At 70.9% G+C, this 15,702-nt stretch carries 11 protein-coding genes; 6 read left to right on the top strand and 5 right to left on the bottom strand.

Annotated elements, in window-relative coordinates; all coding sequences use genetic code 11:
• Window positions 1–455: 455 nt before the first annotated feature.
• Window positions 456–2,114: a steroid-22-oyl-CoA synthetase gene (casI, locus tag FPZ12_RS39980; RefSeq protein WP_144757298.1), complete on the bottom strand. Its 1,659-nt coding sequence runs from the start codon at window positions 2,112–2,114 to the stop codon at window positions 456–458.
• Window positions 2,115–2,294: 180 nt separating this feature from the next.
• Here casI and FPZ12_RS39975 point away from each other — a divergent pair, with 180 nt between their 5' ends.
• Genes FPZ12_RS39975 through FPZ12_RS39960 form a run of 4 tightly spaced genes read left to right on the top strand, consistent with a single transcriptional unit; the run spans window position 2,295 to window position 8,530 of the window.
• Window positions 2,295–2,822 carry a YbaB/EbfC family nucleoid-associated protein gene (locus tag FPZ12_RS39975; protein WP_144757297.1) on the top strand — a complete coding sequence of 176 codons (528 nt, stop codon included), beginning with the start codon at window positions 2,295–2,297 and terminating at the stop codon, window positions 2,820–2,822.
• Window positions 2,823–2,837: 15 nt separating this feature from the next.
• Window positions 2,838–3,173 carry a type VII secretion target gene (locus tag FPZ12_RS39970; protein ID WP_144757295.1) on the top strand — a complete coding sequence of 112 codons (336 nt, stop codon included), beginning with the start codon at window positions 2,838–2,840 and terminating at the stop codon, window positions 3,171–3,173.
• Window positions 3,170–7,741 (top strand): DUF6531 domain-containing protein, encoded by a 4,572-nt coding sequence (locus tag FPZ12_RS39965; RefSeq protein WP_144757293.1) that lies wholly within the window; start codon window positions 3,170–3,172, stop codon window positions 7,739–7,741. Before FPZ12_RS39970 ends, FPZ12_RS39965 begins: the two co-directional genes overlap by 4 nt.
• Window positions 7,742–7,768: 27 nt before the next feature.
• Window positions 7,769–8,530 (top strand): hypothetical protein, encoded by a 762-nt coding sequence (locus FPZ12_RS39960; protein WP_144757291.1) that lies wholly within the window; start codon window positions 7,769–7,771, stop codon window positions 8,528–8,530.
• A gap of 238 nt (window positions 8,531–8,768) precedes the next feature.
• Here the strand turns inward: FPZ12_RS39960 and FPZ12_RS39955 are convergent, their stop codons facing one another.
• Entirely contained in the window at window positions 8,769–11,012 is a 2,244-nt protein-coding gene (locus FPZ12_RS39955; RefSeq protein WP_144757290.1) for a hypothetical protein, read from the bottom strand.
• A 268-nt stretch (window positions 11,013–11,280) separates the two neighbouring features.
• On the opposite strand from FPZ12_RS39955, the gene FPZ12_RS39950 reads away from it, so the two are divergent.
• Entirely contained in the window at window positions 11,281–11,583 is a 303-nt protein-coding gene (locus tag FPZ12_RS39950; protein ID WP_144757288.1) for a hypothetical protein, read from the top strand.
• A 142-nt stretch (window positions 11,584–11,725) separates the two neighbouring features.
• Window positions 11,726–12,085: a hypothetical protein gene (locus tag FPZ12_RS39945; RefSeq protein WP_144757286.1), complete on the top strand. Its 360-nt coding sequence runs from the start codon at window positions 11,726–11,728 to the stop codon at window positions 12,083–12,085.
• A gap of 2 nt (window positions 12,086–12,087) precedes the next feature.
• On the opposite strand, the gene FPZ12_RS39940 is transcribed toward FPZ12_RS39945, so the two are convergent.
• Genes FPZ12_RS39940 through FPZ12_RS39930 form a run of 3 tightly spaced genes read right to left on the bottom strand, consistent with a single transcriptional unit; the run spans window position 12,088 to window position 15,657 of the window.
• A complete protein-coding gene (locus FPZ12_RS39940) occupies window positions 12,088–14,259 on the bottom strand; it encodes a xanthine dehydrogenase family protein molybdopterin-binding subunit (RefSeq protein WP_144757284.1) in 2,172 nt (723 codons plus the stop codon).
• On the bottom strand, window positions 14,256–15,218 hold the full coding sequence (locus FPZ12_RS39935; RefSeq protein WP_144757282.1) for an FAD binding domain-containing protein: 963 nt from the start codon (window positions 15,216–15,218) through the stop codon (window positions 14,256–14,258). The genes FPZ12_RS39940 and FPZ12_RS39935 overlap by 4 nt, the downstream gene beginning before the upstream one ends.
• Window positions 15,205–15,657 carry a (2Fe-2S)-binding protein gene (locus tag FPZ12_RS39930; protein WP_144757280.1) on the bottom strand — a complete coding sequence of 151 codons (453 nt, stop codon included), beginning with the start codon at window positions 15,655–15,657 and terminating at the stop codon, window positions 15,205–15,207. Before FPZ12_RS39930 ends, FPZ12_RS39935 begins: the two co-directional genes overlap by 14 nt.
• Window positions 15,658–15,702: the final 45 nt, after the last annotated feature.

Below are 15,702 nucleotides of genomic sequence, written 5' to 3'. Positions count from 1 at the left end.
CGCCGCGAGGGCTTGCCGAGCGGGCGGGCCGAGCAGCGTGGCCGAGCGGGGTGGGCGAAACCTGCTCGCCTGAGGCGGGGTGGCCGAGCGGGCGGGCCGAGCAGCGTGGCCGAGCAGGGTGACTGAAACTCACCCCAGGCGGGATCGCCCGCGACGCGCGGGCGATGCGCGCCGAAGGGCGCCTGAGCCGCGTGCTGCGGCGCACCGGAGGCACCGGCGACGACCGGCCCGGAGACTCGGCTGTGTTGGCGTACCACGACTTCTGGTGGCTCCCCTACGGTCACGAAAGCGCGTTCGAGGCCCGCGGCCGCTCGGGACAGCGGCTCTACGTCTCCCCCGCGCGGGAGCTGGTGATCGCGCACTTCGGCTCGCACGTCGTGGACCCCGCCGTTCCGGTGCCCCGGTTCGACCCTGTCTTCCGGCGGATCGCGCTGGAGCTGAGCCCGGGAAAGCGATCATGGCAAGAACCGCAGCCGGCCGTTCGCGGCGAACTCCTCGCGGAGGGCATCGCGGGCGGCTTCGGTCAGCGGGACGTACTCGATCGCGCCGCGGCCCGCCCAGTGGTACACCGGGTCGCCGGTGCGCCAGCCGTCCGACTGCATCTCCTTCTTCCGCAGCTTGCCCGAACCGGTGGCGGGCAACGCGGTCGAGACACGGACGAAGCGCGGGGCTCCCTTGGTGCCCAGATCCGCTTGCGCGGCAAGGAATTCCGGCAGGTCGAGCTCCTCGAACGCGGTGCCCGGCGAGACCTCCAGCGCGCCCATCACCTGGTCGCCGGAGCGCGGGTCGGGCACCGCGAACACCGCCGCCGCGAGCACGCCGGGATGCCGCCGCAGCACGCGTTCGGTCAGCAGCGCCGAGATGTTCTCCCCGTCCACGCGGATCCAGTCCCCGGAACGCCCGGCGAAGTAGAAGTAGCCCGCTTCGTCGACGTAGCCGAGGTCGCCGGTCCAGTACCAGCCGTGCCGGACGCGTTCGGCGTTGGCGGCGTCGTTCTTGTAGTAGCCCTCGAACTTGGCCGCGCCCTCGGTGTCGACGATCTCGCCGATGGCCTGCTCGGCGTTGCGGACGCGGCCGTGTTCGTCGAGCACCGCGGGCGGGCACACCTCGCGGGTTTCCGGGTTCACGATCAGCACGCTCTCCTTGGCCGGGACGCCGAGACTGCCAGCGGGCGCGCCGTCCGCGAGCTTCAGCATGCCGCCGTTTTCGCTGGACCCGTAACCCTCGTAGAGGCGGCAACCGAAGCGCCGCAGGAACTCCGCCTGATCCTCGGGCGACGCCTCGGTGCCGAACGCGTGCGTCAGCGGGTTGTCGCCGTCGTCGGGCCGTTCGGGCTGGGCGAGGATGTAGCCGATCGCCTTGCCGACATAGGTGAAGAACGTGGCCCCGAAGTAGCGCACGTCCTCGAGGAAGGTCGTCGCGGAGAACTTCGGCGGCAGCGCGACGCACGCGCCGGCCGTCAGCGCGGGCGCCCACAGTGCCATCAGCGCGTTGCCGTGGAACAGCGGCATCGGGCAATAGCAGATGTCGTCCTTGCCGACGTGGAACTTGGCGCTGTTGCGCTGCCCCAGCCCGGCGAGCCTGCCCTGCGAACAGATCGCGGCCTTCGACGCGCCCGTGGTGCCGGAGGTGAACAACAGCAGCATCCGCGTTTCCGGGGTGACCGTCGTTTCGCGGACCGGTTCGGCGGCGGCGACCCGGCCCGCGTAGCCCGGCTCGTCCACGACGAGGAACCGCTCGCGCGGCACGCCGATGTCGAGCCCGCTGAGGATCTCCAGCCCCTTCGCGTCGGTGACGATGAACCGGCAGTCGGTGTGCGCGACCTCTTCCCCCAGGTACGCGCCGCGGCGGGTCGGGTTGATCCCGACGACCGTCGCCCCGGCGAGCGCCGCCCCGCCCAGCCAGAACAGGAACTCGGGCACGTTGTCCAGCAGCACGCCGATGTGGAACGGCCCGTCACCGGGTAGTGCGCGGGCCAGCCCGGCGCGGGCGGCGCTCTCGCCGACGACCTCGTCCCAGCTCCAGTTCCGTTGCCTGGTCAGCAATCCCGGCCGGTGGTCCCCGGCCCGGTCCAGCAGGAGGCCCGCGATGGTCTGCCCGCTCGTCCCCGTCATGCCCCCATTGGAGTGCACGCCCGAGGCAGTGATCAAGCCCCGCCCGCGCCGAAAAGGATATCCCGGCCATTTCGCCGACCGGGTTTGCGCCCTTTGGACTAACTCGCGCGGTCTCCGCCCCGGGAACGGGAACCGGATGGTTTGCTCAGCGCGTCCGAAGGTGCGAAAGGCGGTGGGCGGATGAGCGATCCGTTGTCGGGCCAGGACGGGGACCCGGCCGCGCGGGTGGATCAGCTGGTGGCGCAGGCGAAGGAGAAGGCGCGGCGCTACCGGGCGATGCAGGCCGCGGTCGGGCAGGTGTCGGTGACCGAGTCCTCGCCGGACGGGCTGGTCTCCGTCACCGTCGATTCGGCCGGGAACGTGACGGATCTGCGCATCACCGACAAGGTCAAGGAGCTTTCGGGCGCGCAGGTCTCCGCCGCGGTGCTGACCACCCTGCGCCGCGCGCAGTCCCGGCTGCCGGAGCGTCTCGGCGAGGTCATGGCCGAGACCATCGGTGACGATCCGCAGACGATGGACACGATCATCGGCAACTACCGGGCCAAGTTCCCCGAACCCGAGGAGCCGGCCGAGCCCGAGCCGAACGTCCGGAAGATCGGCACCGTCGAGGACGAGCAGCCGCCACCACCGCCGCCCCAGCCGAAACCCCGGCCACGCCCGGACGACGGCGACGACGATTTCGGCCAGTCCTTCATGGTGCGCGAATAACCGAGGGGGAAAGCGATGGCGGGTAACGGTTCCGGTGGCGGCTACGAGGTCCGCCCCGACGAGCTGAAGACCCACGCGAAGGCCGTGGACCAGGTCTCGCAGACGCTTGAGCAAGCGCTTTCCGCGGCCGAGCAGGTGACCGTGGGCGTGCAGGCGTACGGGATGATCTGCGGTCCCCTCTTCGTGCCGATGGTGCTCGCGGTGAGCGCGCCCGGCCTGGTCACGCTCGGCCTGGCGAAGCAGGCGATGGCCTCGGTCTCCGAAGCCGTGGAGAAGGCGGCGACGGCGTACCAGAGCGCGGACCAGGCGCACGCGAAGACGCTGAGCGACCTCGGCAAGGAGCTGTCGTGAGCAACCCGCTGGTCGCCGGGAAGCAGGATTCGACCACCTGGCACAGCGGGATCAACGTCCTCGACGACGCCGCGGGCGTGTACGAAGGCGTGGAGTCGGGGTCGTGGGTCGAGGGCGGGATCGCCGCGCTGGGCACCGGGCTGGACCTGCTGACGATGGCGATGAACCCGGTCGGCACGCTGATCTCCTACGGGCTGAACTGGCTGATCGAGCACGTCAAACCATTACAGGACGCGCTGAACCAGCTCGCCGGTGACGCCGACCAGATCGCCGCGTACTCCCAGACCTGGGCCAACGTCGGGCAGGCCGTGCAGAAGGCGGCGAAGGACCTGGCCGCGACGGCCGAGAAGGACACCGCGAACTGGACCGGCCAGGCCGCCGACACCTACCGCGCGAACCTCAAGAACAAGATCGACCACATCAACGCCGCCGCGACCTGCGCCAACACCATCAGCACGGTGGTCAAGATCGTCGGCGTGATCACCGGCGCGGTGCGCGCGATGGTGCGGGACATGGTCACCCAGGCCGTCGGCGACTTCATCCAGGACGCGCTGGAAGAGGTCTGCTCGCTCGGCCTCGGCACGCCCGTGGTGGTGGCGCAGGTGGTCGAGCAGGTGTCGGCGTGGCTGGAGAAGATCGGCGCGCTGCTCAAGAAACTCATCAACTCGGTCGAAAAGCTGCGGCCGATGATGAGCAAGCTCGAGGAGATCTTCGCCTCCATCAAGAAGGTCATGTCCGAACTGCACGGACGCCCCGGCGAAGGCTCCACGCACGCGTCGTCGGCCGAAGGGCACGCCCCCACCACGCACGAGCCCACCGCACCGGAAAGCACGACGCCGTCGTCGGCGCCGGATTCCCCCGATGGCGCGGTTCCCGACGGCACATCGCCCAGCAGCGCCTCGCCGGAGACGCCCGGCCGGACCGATCCGGACGCGGTCGGCGGGCAGAAGTCGGAAGGGACCGGGGGCTGCGACGGCAAGGGCGGCGACCCCGTCGACACCGTCTCCGGCCAGATGATCACCGCGGCCACCGACGTGGAGCTGCCCGGGCTGCTGCCGCTGGTGCTCCGCCGCGCCTACGCCTCCGCCTACCCCGACGGCCGCTCGTTCGGCCCCGGCTGGTCGTCCACAATGGACCAGCGGCTCGTGCTGACCGGCGACCGCGTGCGCTACCTCGGCGAGGACGCGGAGGTGCTGAGCTACCCGCATCCCGCGCTCGACGGCGAGCCCGTGCTGCCCGCTTTCGGCGCCCGCTGGCCGCTGAGCTGGGACGCGGAGACCGCGACGTACCGGATCACCGACCCGGAATCCGGCTGGACGCGGCATTTCGCGGCCGCGGCCGGGGACGAGTGGCCGATCGCCGCGCTCACTGACCGCAGCGGCCACCGCGTCGAGTACCAGCGCGACGAAGCGGGCGATCCGGTCGCCGTCACGCACTCCGGCGGCTACCGGATCGGCATCGACACCGTGACCGGCCCGGCAGGCACCCGCGTCACCGGGTACCGGCTGCCCGGCGGCGGCGAGCGGGGCGCGGACCTGCCGCTGGTGTCGTTCCGCTACGACCGGCGCGGCAGGCTCATCGGGATCGTCAACTCGACCGGCGCGCCCTACCAGTACGGCTACGACGAAGCCGACCGCATCACCGAATGGATCGACCGCAACGGATACCGCTACCGCTACGTCTACGGCACGGACGGCCGCGTGGTGCGCGGCGAGGGCCTCGGCGGGTACCTCGACGCGACGTTCGACTACGACCTGGTCAACCGGATCACCACGGTCACCGACAGCCTCGGCCATCGCACCGAATTCCACTACGACGAGCACAACCACCTCAGCGCGGTGGTCGACCAGAACGGCAATGCCGAACGCCCCGAGTTCGACCGCTACCACCGGCTGACCGCCTACACCGACAAGAACGGCAACACGACCCGCTACGAACTGGACGACAACGGCGACCCGGTGCGCATCGTGCACCCGGACAGCACCGAGGTCACCATCGCCTACGACCCGCGCTGGCGGCTGCCGGTCACGGTGACCCGGCCCAACGGCGCGGTCTGGCGGCACACCTACGACGACGCGGGCCGCCTGCTGTCCACTGTGGACCCGATGGGCGCGGTGACGGTCAACGAGCTGGACGAGCGCGGCCACCTGAGCGCCACCGTCGACGCCGAAGGCGGGCGGTGGACCTACACGAGCGACGACATCGGCCGCCCCCGGACGGTCACCTCGCCGCTCGGCGAGACCAGCCACCTGCGCTACGACGGGCTCGGCAGACTGGCCGAGATGACCGACGCGCGCGGCCGGACGACCCGGTACGGCTGGACCGTCGAGGGCGGGCTGTCCTGGCAGGTCGACGCGAACGGCAACCGGGAGGAACGGTTCCGGGACCTCGAAGGAAATCTGGTGCGCAGCCGGTCCGCCAGCGGCGGGGTGGTCACGTTCGAGCACGGCCCGTTCAACATGCTCCTCGCCCGCACCGGGCAGGACGGGATCCGGTACACGTTCGCCTACGACACCGAGCTCCGGCTCACCGGCGTGACCAACCCGGCGGGCCAGACCTGGTCCTACAGCTACGATCCCGCGGGCAACCTGATCGCCGAACGCGACTTCACCGGCCGCCGCATCGAGTACCGGGTCGACGCGCTCGGGGGCCTGGTCGCGCGGTCGGAGGCCGGCGGGCCCCCGGTCGAGCTGACCCGTGACGTCCGCGGCCGGGTGCTCCGGCAGTCGGTGGCCGGCACCGGGATCGACTACGAGTACGACGAAGGCGGCAGGCTGCGCCGGGTCGCCGACGGGGTCACCGAGGTGACCTTCGAGCGTGACGTGCTCGGCCGCCCGCTCGCCGAGACGGTCAACGGGCTCGTCCTGCGCAGCGAATACGACGCGCTGGGGCGCCGGGTCCGGCGGGTGACCCCGTCCGGCGTCGAAACTTCGTGGCGCTACGACGAACTGCGCCGGGAGACCGCGTTGACCGGCACGGCGGGCACCGTGGCGTTCGAATACGAGGGCGGCCAGGAGGTGCTCCGCAGGCTCGGCGAAAACGCCACGCTCACCCAGACCTACGACGAGGTCGGCAGGCTCACCGGGCAGGCACTGTTCTCCGCGGCGGCTTCGCCCGGCCAGGTGCGCGCCGTGCAGCAGCGCACTTTCCGCTACCGCGCGGACGGCCAGGTCACCGCGATCGACGACCGGCTGCGCGGGGACCGCGCCTACGACCTGACCCCGGCGGGCCGGGTCACCGGGGTGCGCGCGGCGACCTGGAGCGAGCGCTACGCCTACGACGCTTTGGGCAACCTCGTCGCGGCCACGCCCGGCCCCGAACCGGCCGCCGGTGCGGCGGACGCCGCCGGGCCGCGCACGGTCGACGGGGTTCTGCTGCGCGCCGCCGGCCGCACCCACTACGCCTACGACGCGGCGGGCCGGGTGGTCCGCGAGGTCCGGCGCACGTTGTCCGGGCAGCGCCGGATCCGCGAGTACGTGTGGAACGACCTCCACCAGCTGGTCGGGGTGACCACGCCGGACGGCGTCCGCTGGCGCTACGTCTACGACCCGTTCGGCCGCCGCGTGGCCAAGCACCGCCTCGGCGCCGACGGCGCGATCGCCGAGGAGATCCGCTTCGTCTGGGACGGCATGAAGCTCGCCGAGGAGCGGCGCACCGTGGCGGGCACGACGACGGCCGTCACCTGGGACTACCGCGCGAGCGGGGACGAACCGGTCGCCCAGACGTCGCGCTCGTGGCTGGCCGACGCGCCGGCCGAGATCATCGACACCCGGTTCCACGCGATCGTCGCCGACCTCGTCGGCAGCCCCGCCGAGCTCGTCGACGCCGCGGGCCAGGTGGTCTGGTACCAGACGAACGGCTTGTGGGGCAACCAGATCGCGGTGTCCACAAGGGACGGTGCCGACTGCCGCCTGCGGTTCCCCGGGCAGTACTTCGACGCGGAGACGGGCCTGCACTACAACGTGCACCGCTACTACGACCCGCACACCGCGCGCTACCTCTCCCCCGACCCGCTCGGGCTGGCCCCGTCGGCCAACCACTACAACTACGTCGCCAACCCGGTGCTGATCGGCGACCCGCTCGGCCTCGCCGGCTACAAGGACCCGAAGAACGGGCAGTGGGCACGGGACCCGTCCCTGCCGCCCGCCGACCACGTGCACAACCGGAGCACCGAGTACCCGGGCGAGTACTGGCAGTCGACGCACGACGCGATGGCGGCGAAATGGACGGTCGAGGGCAGGCAGCAGGGCGGGGTCCCGCGCGACCCGGTGACCGGCGAGAAGATCCCCCGTGACCAGCTGACGTGGATGAACAAGGAGGGTGAGGTGATCCCGTTCTACGACGCGAACGGGAAGACGAACCTGACCTACGAGCACGTTCCGCCGGTCGTGCAGCACTGGCTGGAAGAGGGCCACGCGATGACCGACGCGGAGCGGGCGAAGTGGTACAACAAGACCGACGACATGGAGGCGATGAGCCGGTCGGAGAACTCGTCGGGCGGCGGGAAGGAAGAGGGCCGCTACGCTAAACAGGAGCCGACGGGGAACCACCCGTGCACCCTGCATTGACCCGTCCCGCCGACCACGGAGGTGGCAGTGGAGCTGACCGAGACGTTCTCGGCGAAACCGAACGTGACCGGCCTCGGCGACCTGCCCGAGGCGTGGCACTGGTCGAACGCCCCCGGTTTCGACTTCAGCGCCGCGCTCACCGCGGACGGCAAGAACGCCTTCCAGGCCTACGCGCTCGACTCGTTCGACGAGGGCCTCGCGGTCGCGCTCCTGTCCTTCGCGAGGGACCACGCCACCGAGCTGATCACCGACCGCCCGCTGACGCTGGCCGAGGGCTTCTCGCACCCCGGCTACGCCTTCGACGCCGTGGTCGCCGCGGGCCCCGGCGTGCACGGCTACTACACCGAGGACGCCGAACTGCACTCGGCGGTCCGGGCGTTGGTGCCGGCGTTCCGCTGCGAGTTCACCGGCGACGAGGACCAGGCCGAGGCCGAGTACCGGTACCGCAACCCCTCGGGCGTGCCCGGCACGAAATGGGGGCGCGAACCCCGGCCGTTCCTGAAGATGCGGTTCCGCGGGAACGACGGGAGCCTCGAGCAGGAGCGGGAGTTCTACCGGCCCAAGCTCCTGGTGTCGTGGATAACCCGGAACGAGGGGAACGCGGATCTGTTCGTGGAGCTGGAAAACTACCGGCGTGAGGTCTACACGGTCGGCTGGGCGGACACCTGGACCCTCACGCCCCCTGGCGAAGCGCCGCGGCAGACCACGCTCGAGGACCTGCTCGAAACCCTGAAATCCGCGCTGTACGGCCCGAATCTCGACGCGGGCACGGGCGAGTTCCCGGACTAGTGTCCGGTGGTCTTTACGCGCGGGTGTGTTTGCCCGCCAGGGCACCGAGTTGGCCCCCGGCGTCGCCGAGTTGGCCGCTGGCGTCACCGAGTTGGCCGACCGCTGCCACCGTGGGCAAACTCAGCGACCGGACCGGCAAAATCAGTGACGCAGCGGGCAAACTCACCGACCGCACGGGCAAACACGGCAACGTAAACCGGACAGAGTTCCGGGTACAGCCCCGCCACGCAAACACGTCCTAACCCGTCACGCTCGTCTCGTTCGTGGCCGGATTCAGGTCGTGGGCGGCGCGGAATTCCGTGAGCAGCCGCCAGGAGACGCGCGGGTCGAAGGCCATCTGCTGCCGGGCGATCGCGAGCAGATGCGGGTCCCGGCCCGGCGCGTTCGACAGCAGCTCCTCGGTCACGGCGTCGGTGAACAGCTCCCGGATCGTCGTGCAGAACAGCACGTAGCTGCCGCTCTCCCAGCCCAGATCCGCCAGCGCCGCGTCCTGCTCCCCCGCCGCGGTCAGCTTCGCGGCCAGGGCGAGCAGGTCGGCGTTCCCGTGCAAGGTGGGCAGGGCGACGAGGTCCGCGATCAACTCCGACTTGGGCGCGGAACTCACGATATTCCTTGCGGCACCGGCGAAAGCGGGCGCTTTGCGTGCCAGCTCGCGCCGGACGAGTTCCCCGGCGACCGTTTCCAGGGTGGCCGCCTCGCCGCCGTCCACGATGTCGAGCATGTCCACCACATACCGGCGCAGGTCGCGGGGCAGCCCGCCGGACAGGCAGTGGCACAGCACGCGGAACGGCTCCGGCAGCCCGGGCAGCCGCGAGCCGATCCAGTCGCGGCTCAGTTCCGGGGTGAACTGCTCGATCCGGATCATCTCCGAGAAAGCGCTGTCAAAGGCGTCGCGCGCGGGCAGCCCACGGCGTTCGAACGCGATGATCGCGTCGTCGGAGACCGACACCAGGAACAGGCAGCCGGGGATGTCGAAGATGCCCTTGAGATCGTTGATCAGCTCCTGGGCCTGTTCCGGATCGCCGATCTTGTCGAGCTCGTCGATGGCGATGATCAGCCTGTCCGCGACCTCCTCGGCGCGCAGCACCTTCGCGACGTCCCCGGCAAAGCGGCGGAACGCGTCCACGACCTCCGGGTAGGTGAGCTGCTGTTCCGCCTTCTGGATGGAGCGGGTGAGCCCGGCTTCACCCTTGAGCGGGAACGCGAGCTTGCCCGACCAGCCGGTGGTGTAGGTCTGCAGGAAACGGATCGTGAGCAGGTGCCGGTGGGCTTCGCGGCGCAACAGCCGCAGCGGGCGGCTGTCGGGATCGCTGAACAGCCAGCGTGAGCCCGCCGCCAGTGCGCGCAGCGCCCTGCACAGTAGAGCGATGACATCCCAGAGGAGGCCCAGCGCGAACAGTCCGATGAGGAGGAGCACCGTCGCCTGCCAGAAGCTGTGGCCGGACAACGCGTGGCCGAGCGAGCCGGGCAGTCCGGTGGCGATCCGGCCGAGATCCCTGGCGAAAGCCCCGGAGGACAGGTTCCAGGCCAGCGTTCCGCACAGCACGAGGACAGCCGCGCCGACCAGGTACCGGAGGACCGAGCGGACCGTCTCCTCACGGGTCCTGGCCGACGGTTCCAGCCGCCGCCCGATCGAGTCCTGCGTTTTCGCCAGAACTTTGTGGCACAGCAAGGTATGCAGGTAGAGCACGAACTCCCGGGCCTCGTAGCTGGCCGGCGCCGCGGCGACCACCGTCAGCGGCGGTCGCGTGCCGGGCCTCCCGGCGGCGACCTGCTCGATCGCGGTGCTCTTGCCCGCCCCGCGGTGCCCGGCGAGCGCGATCGCGCCGGTGGTCGAGCGGTCGATGGCCTTCCACAGCCGCATCCTCGCGGGCGTGAGCACCGCGGCACCCTCGGTGTCGAGATCACGGACCGACCGCACTGCCCATTCCGTGTGGTACAAGGGTTTCCGCTGTTTCTCGACCTCATGGCGCAGGGCGGGCAGGATAATCTCCTGCAGCGCGTAGGAGCGCCAGATCCGGGACTCCGAGTCGGCGAAGTAGGCGACCAAGTCGCTCAGCTCGGGCGCCGCCGACCGGACCAGCCTGGCGAACCCCGCCAACGCGGCGACGAAGCCGAGTCCGCTCAGCGCCTGGCCCCAGACGGGCGGGTCGGTCCAGCCGAACAGGAAGGCGAGGCAGAAACCCAGGAGCACGAGGAGAGAGACGGCGCCGACGATGAGGCCCGGAGGCGGCAGCGTGACGGCCCCGCCACGGATGTCGTCGCGGAGGCGTGCGGAGATTTCGATCGTGCGATCGGGATCCCGCAGGTAACCGGTGCGCGCGCCGCGCACGCGGTCGGCCAGTTCCTCATCGCCCCAGACGGCTCGCAGCACCGCTTGCTGGGAGATCACGTCCCGCTTCATCACCTCGCGCAGCTCCTCGTCGAGGAGTCCACGCTGGATCAGTGGCAGCAGTTCGAGCCGGTCCCCAGGATCATGCACGACTCCGCAGAGTAGACGGCCCGCCCCGCGGCGGCGCACGTTTCGGCCCGAACTGAAAGGTTCTGGCCCGATCCCGCGGCCACGGCCGACACTGGGCCCCGATCCGGCAGGCCACGGAACCGAAATCCCGCTCTACGTCTTCATCGCCAAGATCGCGCCCTGGCAGCAGCGCGCCTTCGAGGACAGCAAGACGATCTCCAACAGGCTCAGCCACGACTCATGCTCGCTCGGGGTCGCCGCGGATTTCTACGAAGACCGCGAAAAGGAGGTGGCGAGGCGGCTGGACGAGGGATACCGGGTTCCGCCCGTCTACCATCGCCCCCTCCGGGAAGATGACGTCAAGTTCGCCCCGGGCGCCCCGAAGTTCCACGACGTGACCCCGCGGCCCGCCGCCAAGGCTCCCGGGAAGCCCGACAAGTCAAAGCTGGGCGGAAGCGAGTTCGGCGTCATAGACAACGCGAAAGGCGTAGCCGACGACATCGCCGAGAAGGTCTCCGTCTCGCACTGGGTGCGTGCGCTCTTGAGCGCGATCTGCGGAACCGACGTGTTCTCCGGGGGCTGGGGCGCTTAAGGCAGCCGGCCTCGACCTTCGAAGGATGTCGCGCACACACTGGCCGCCGGGAGCGAGCTCGTCCAGGCGCTGCCACCCGTGCCCGGCCGGCTGCCGCTGCCCAAGGCTTACGACCATCCCGAAGCCCCTGAAGGGAAATGCCATGGATGACGTCTGGGGCGGTGAACGCGGCAGGCGGGTCGAGCGAGCATTGCTCCGGAGCATGGCCGACGGCGGCGACCCGCACCTGGCGGAGCTGGCGCGAGAGGTCCTCGACGGCCGGTTCAGCCTCCGGGAAGCCGCGTACTCGTCGGCGTACGCGGAGATCCTGCGCGAAAAGACGGCGCCGCTGGCCGAAGCCTGGCGGAACATGTCCGAACTGGACCGCGCGGACGCCGTCGCCAACGCGGAACAGTACGAACGGCAGCTCCTGGAGCAATGCGAGACAGCCGTCGAGCCGGCACCGCCCGAGCGCGGACCCCGCGAGGACGAGGACTTCTCCGAACGCACCTACCGCCTGTGAGCTCAGTCCAGCAGGTCCTCGATCCGGATCGGGAGGTGGCGGACCCGGATGCCGGTCGCGTTGTACACCGCGTTCGCGACCGCCGCGGCCATGCCGACGGCGCCGATCTCGCCGAGGCCTTTCGCCCCGAGGTCGTTGTGCAGGGTGTCCGGGTACTCGACGAAATGCACCTCGACGTCGGGGATGTCGGCGTGCACCGGCAGCAGGTACCCGGCGAAGTCCGCGTTCGCGAACCGGCCTCCTGCCGCCACCTCCAGACCTTCGTGCAGCGCCGCGGAAACACCCCAGATCATGCCGCCCATGAGCTGGCTGCGCGCCGCCTTTTCGTTGATGATCCGGCCGGCGTCGAACACCCCGAGCATGCGCGACACGCGCGCCTCCCGGGTCAGCCGGTGCACGCGCACCTCGGCGAACTGGGCCCCGAAGGAACTGAACGAATGCTTGGTCAGCTCCTCCCCCGGCGCCGACGAGCCCTTCGCGGCGAGTGAGGAACGCCCCACGGCGCGCAGCACTTCGCCGAACGTCATCGACCTGCCGCCACCCAGCACGCGCCCGTCGGCGTACGACGTCTCCTGCCCTTCGAACGGCGCGCCCGGCGCCGAGGCGACGGCCAGCAGCTCGTCGATCAGGCCCGCCGCGGCGATCATGATGGCCGTGCCCGTGCTCGCCGTCGCCGTCGACCCGCCGGACAGGCCGCCCGGCGGCAGCGCCGAATCGCCGAGCAGCGGGGTGACCCGCTCCGGCTCGATGTCCAGGGATTCCGCTCCCACCAAGGAAAGCACGGTCAGCAGGCCCGTGCCCGGGTCCGCTCCGCCCGTCCCGACGACCGCAGTGTCGTCCGCGCGCAGCGTGACCTCGACCGTGGCCGGGAACCGCAGCGCGGGGAACATCGCCGTCGCCGTGCCGACACCGACGAGCCAGTCGCCGTCGGTGTGCCCGCGCGGCGCCCGGCGCGCCCAGCCGAACCTTTCCGCGCCGATCCGGAAGCATTCGTCGAGATGCTTGCTCGACCACTGCAGGTCCTTGCCGGGCGGGGCGGCCGAGCTGTTCCGCGTCCGCAGTTCGATCGGGTCCATCCGCAGCGCGACGGCCAGCTCGTCGATCGCGCTCTCCAGCGCGAACGACCCCGGCGCCTCACCGGGCGCGCGCATGAACGTGGTCGGCGGGATGTTCAGCGGCACCATTTTCTGGCTGATGGACAGGTTCTGGGTCGCGTACCACTCGCGCGACGTGCCGTGCGACGTCGGCTCGATGAACGAGCGGTCCATCGGCGTACTGCTCCACGAGTCGTGCCGCAGCGCGATCAGCGTGCCGCGCTCGTCCGCGCCGAGGGTCATCTTCTGCACCGTGGCCGGACGGTTCGCCGTGGCGGTGAAAACCTGCTCACGCGCCAGCGCCGCCTTGACCGGCCTGCCGAGCGCCCTGGCCGCGGCGGCCGCGAGGAACGCCGGGACCGAGGTGCGGCCCTTGCCGCCGAAAGCCCCGCCTACGAACGGATTCAGCACGTGCACCTCGGACGGTTCCAGGCCGAGTGCACCGGCCAGTTCGCCGGCCATCATCGTGGACGCCTGGTTCCCGGTGTAGACGGTGAGCCCGGCCTCGCCCGGCACGGCGACGGCGGAGTGCGGCTCCATCGCGGCGTGGTTCTGGGCCGCCGTCCGGTAAGTCGCCTCCACCACGACCGGGCTCGCCGCCAGCGCGTCCTCAAAGGACTCGACGCCGGGAGTGAGGATTTCCAGCGGGTTCGGGGAACCGTCCCGGCCGGGCGGGGCCTGCTCCGCCGACGCGAGACCGTCTTCCATCGACGTCCGCGCCGGCCGTTCCCGGTAGGAGACCTCGACCAGCATCGCCGCGTCGCGGGCCTGCTCGAACGTCTCGGCCACCACGAAGCCGACCGGCTGGCCGTAGTAGGCGACTTCCTTGTCCCGCAAGGGAACCCAGGTCTCGCCCAGCATCGGCGTGCTGGTCGGGCGGAGGTCCAGCGGGTCGAACGGCGAGTACACGCCGAGCACGCCGGGCGTGCTCTTCGCCGCCGTGACGTCCATGGCCTCGATCTCGCCGCACGCGATCGTGCTGAGCACCACGTAGCCGTACGCCATGCCGGGGAAAGTGCGGTCCAGCGCGTAGTCGGCGCGTCCCGCGGCCTTCAGCGGGCCGTCCAGGCGAGGCGTCACCGGCTGCTCCCCTCGGTCAGTTCCAGCAGTGCGCGGACGACGGTCCGCTTCAGCAACGAGAGCTTGAAAGCGTTGTCCGCCAACGGTTTCGCCCCATCGGCGGCGACGGACGCGGCTCGCTCGAAGGACTCCGGCGTCGCGGGCTCGCCACGCAGGGCCTCCTCCACGGCGGGCAACCGCCACGGCACCGTTCCCACGCCGCCCGCCGCCACCCGGGCATCGGCCACCCGGCCGTCCCGGATGTCCAGGGCGACCGCGGCCGAGCACAGCGCGAACTCGTAGGACTGCCTGTCCCGGACCTTGACGTAGGTGGAGCGCGCCGCCCAGTCCAGCCGCGGCACCACAACCTCCGTGATCAGCTCGCCGGGGCGCAGGTCGTTCTCCACGTCGGGGGTTTCGCCGGGGAGACGGTAGAAATCGGCCAGTTTCACCGTGCGGGCTCCCGCCGCGCTCGCCAGCCGCAGCTCCGCGTCCAGCGCGACGAAGGCCACGGCCACGTCGCTGGCGTGCGTCGCCACGCACGCGTCGCTCGTCCCGAGCACCGCGTGCATCCGGCCGGCATCCGGGATCGCGGGGCAGCCGCTACCGGGATGACGCTTGTTGCACGGCATCGCCACGTCGCGGAAGTACGTGCATCGCGTGCGCTGCAACAGGTTCCCGCCGATGCTGGCCATGTTCCGCAGCTGCTGGGACGCGCTCAGCAGCAGGGCGCGCGAGATCGCCGGGTACACGCCCGGATGCGCGGCGACGTCGGCCATCCGTTCCAGCGCCCCGATCCGCAGCCCGTCACCGGTGTCGATGCCGTGCAGCGGAAGGCCGTTGATGTCCAGGACCTGGCGCGGCGTAAGGACGTCGAGCTTCATGAGGTCGACCAGCGTGGTGCCCCCGGCGAGGAACGTGCCGGACGAGTCGAGCGCCGCCTCGACCGTGGCGGGGGCGGTGAGCTCAAACGGCCGCATCGGCCCGCCTCGCCTGCTCGATCGCCGCGACGATGTTCGGGTACGCCGAACAGCGGCAGAGGTTGCCGGACATGAACTCGCGGACGTCCTCGACGTCCTGCTCGACCGCGGCGACCGCCGACATCACCTGGCCCGGCGTGCAGAACCCGCACTGCAGGGCGTCCTGCTCGGCGAACGCGCGCTGGACCGGGTGCGGCTCGTCGCCACCGGAGAGCCCTTCCACCGTGGTGACCGGCCCGCGCACCGTGGCGGCCAGCGTCAGGCAGGACAGCACCGGCCTGCCGCCGACGTGTACCGTGCAGGCACCGCACTGGCCGCGGTCGCAGCCCTTCTTCGGCCCGGTGATGCCGAGCCGTTCCCGCAGCGCGTCCAGGAGGGTCACCCCGGGTTCGGCGCTCAGCCGCCGGGGCGTGCCATTGACTTCCAACGAGATGTCCACTGATCTCTTCCCGTGGATCGAGGGCGACCGAACCGGATAATCATC

It is taken from the genome of Amycolatopsis acidicola (genome assembly GCF_007713735.2).
GTDB lineage: Bacteria > Actinomycetota > Actinomycetes > Mycobacteriales > Pseudonocardiaceae > Amycolatopsis_E > Amycolatopsis_E acidicola.
The sequence above is the reverse complement of the archived record's forward strand: the minus strand, read 5'-3'. Positions and strand labels throughout refer to the sequence as shown.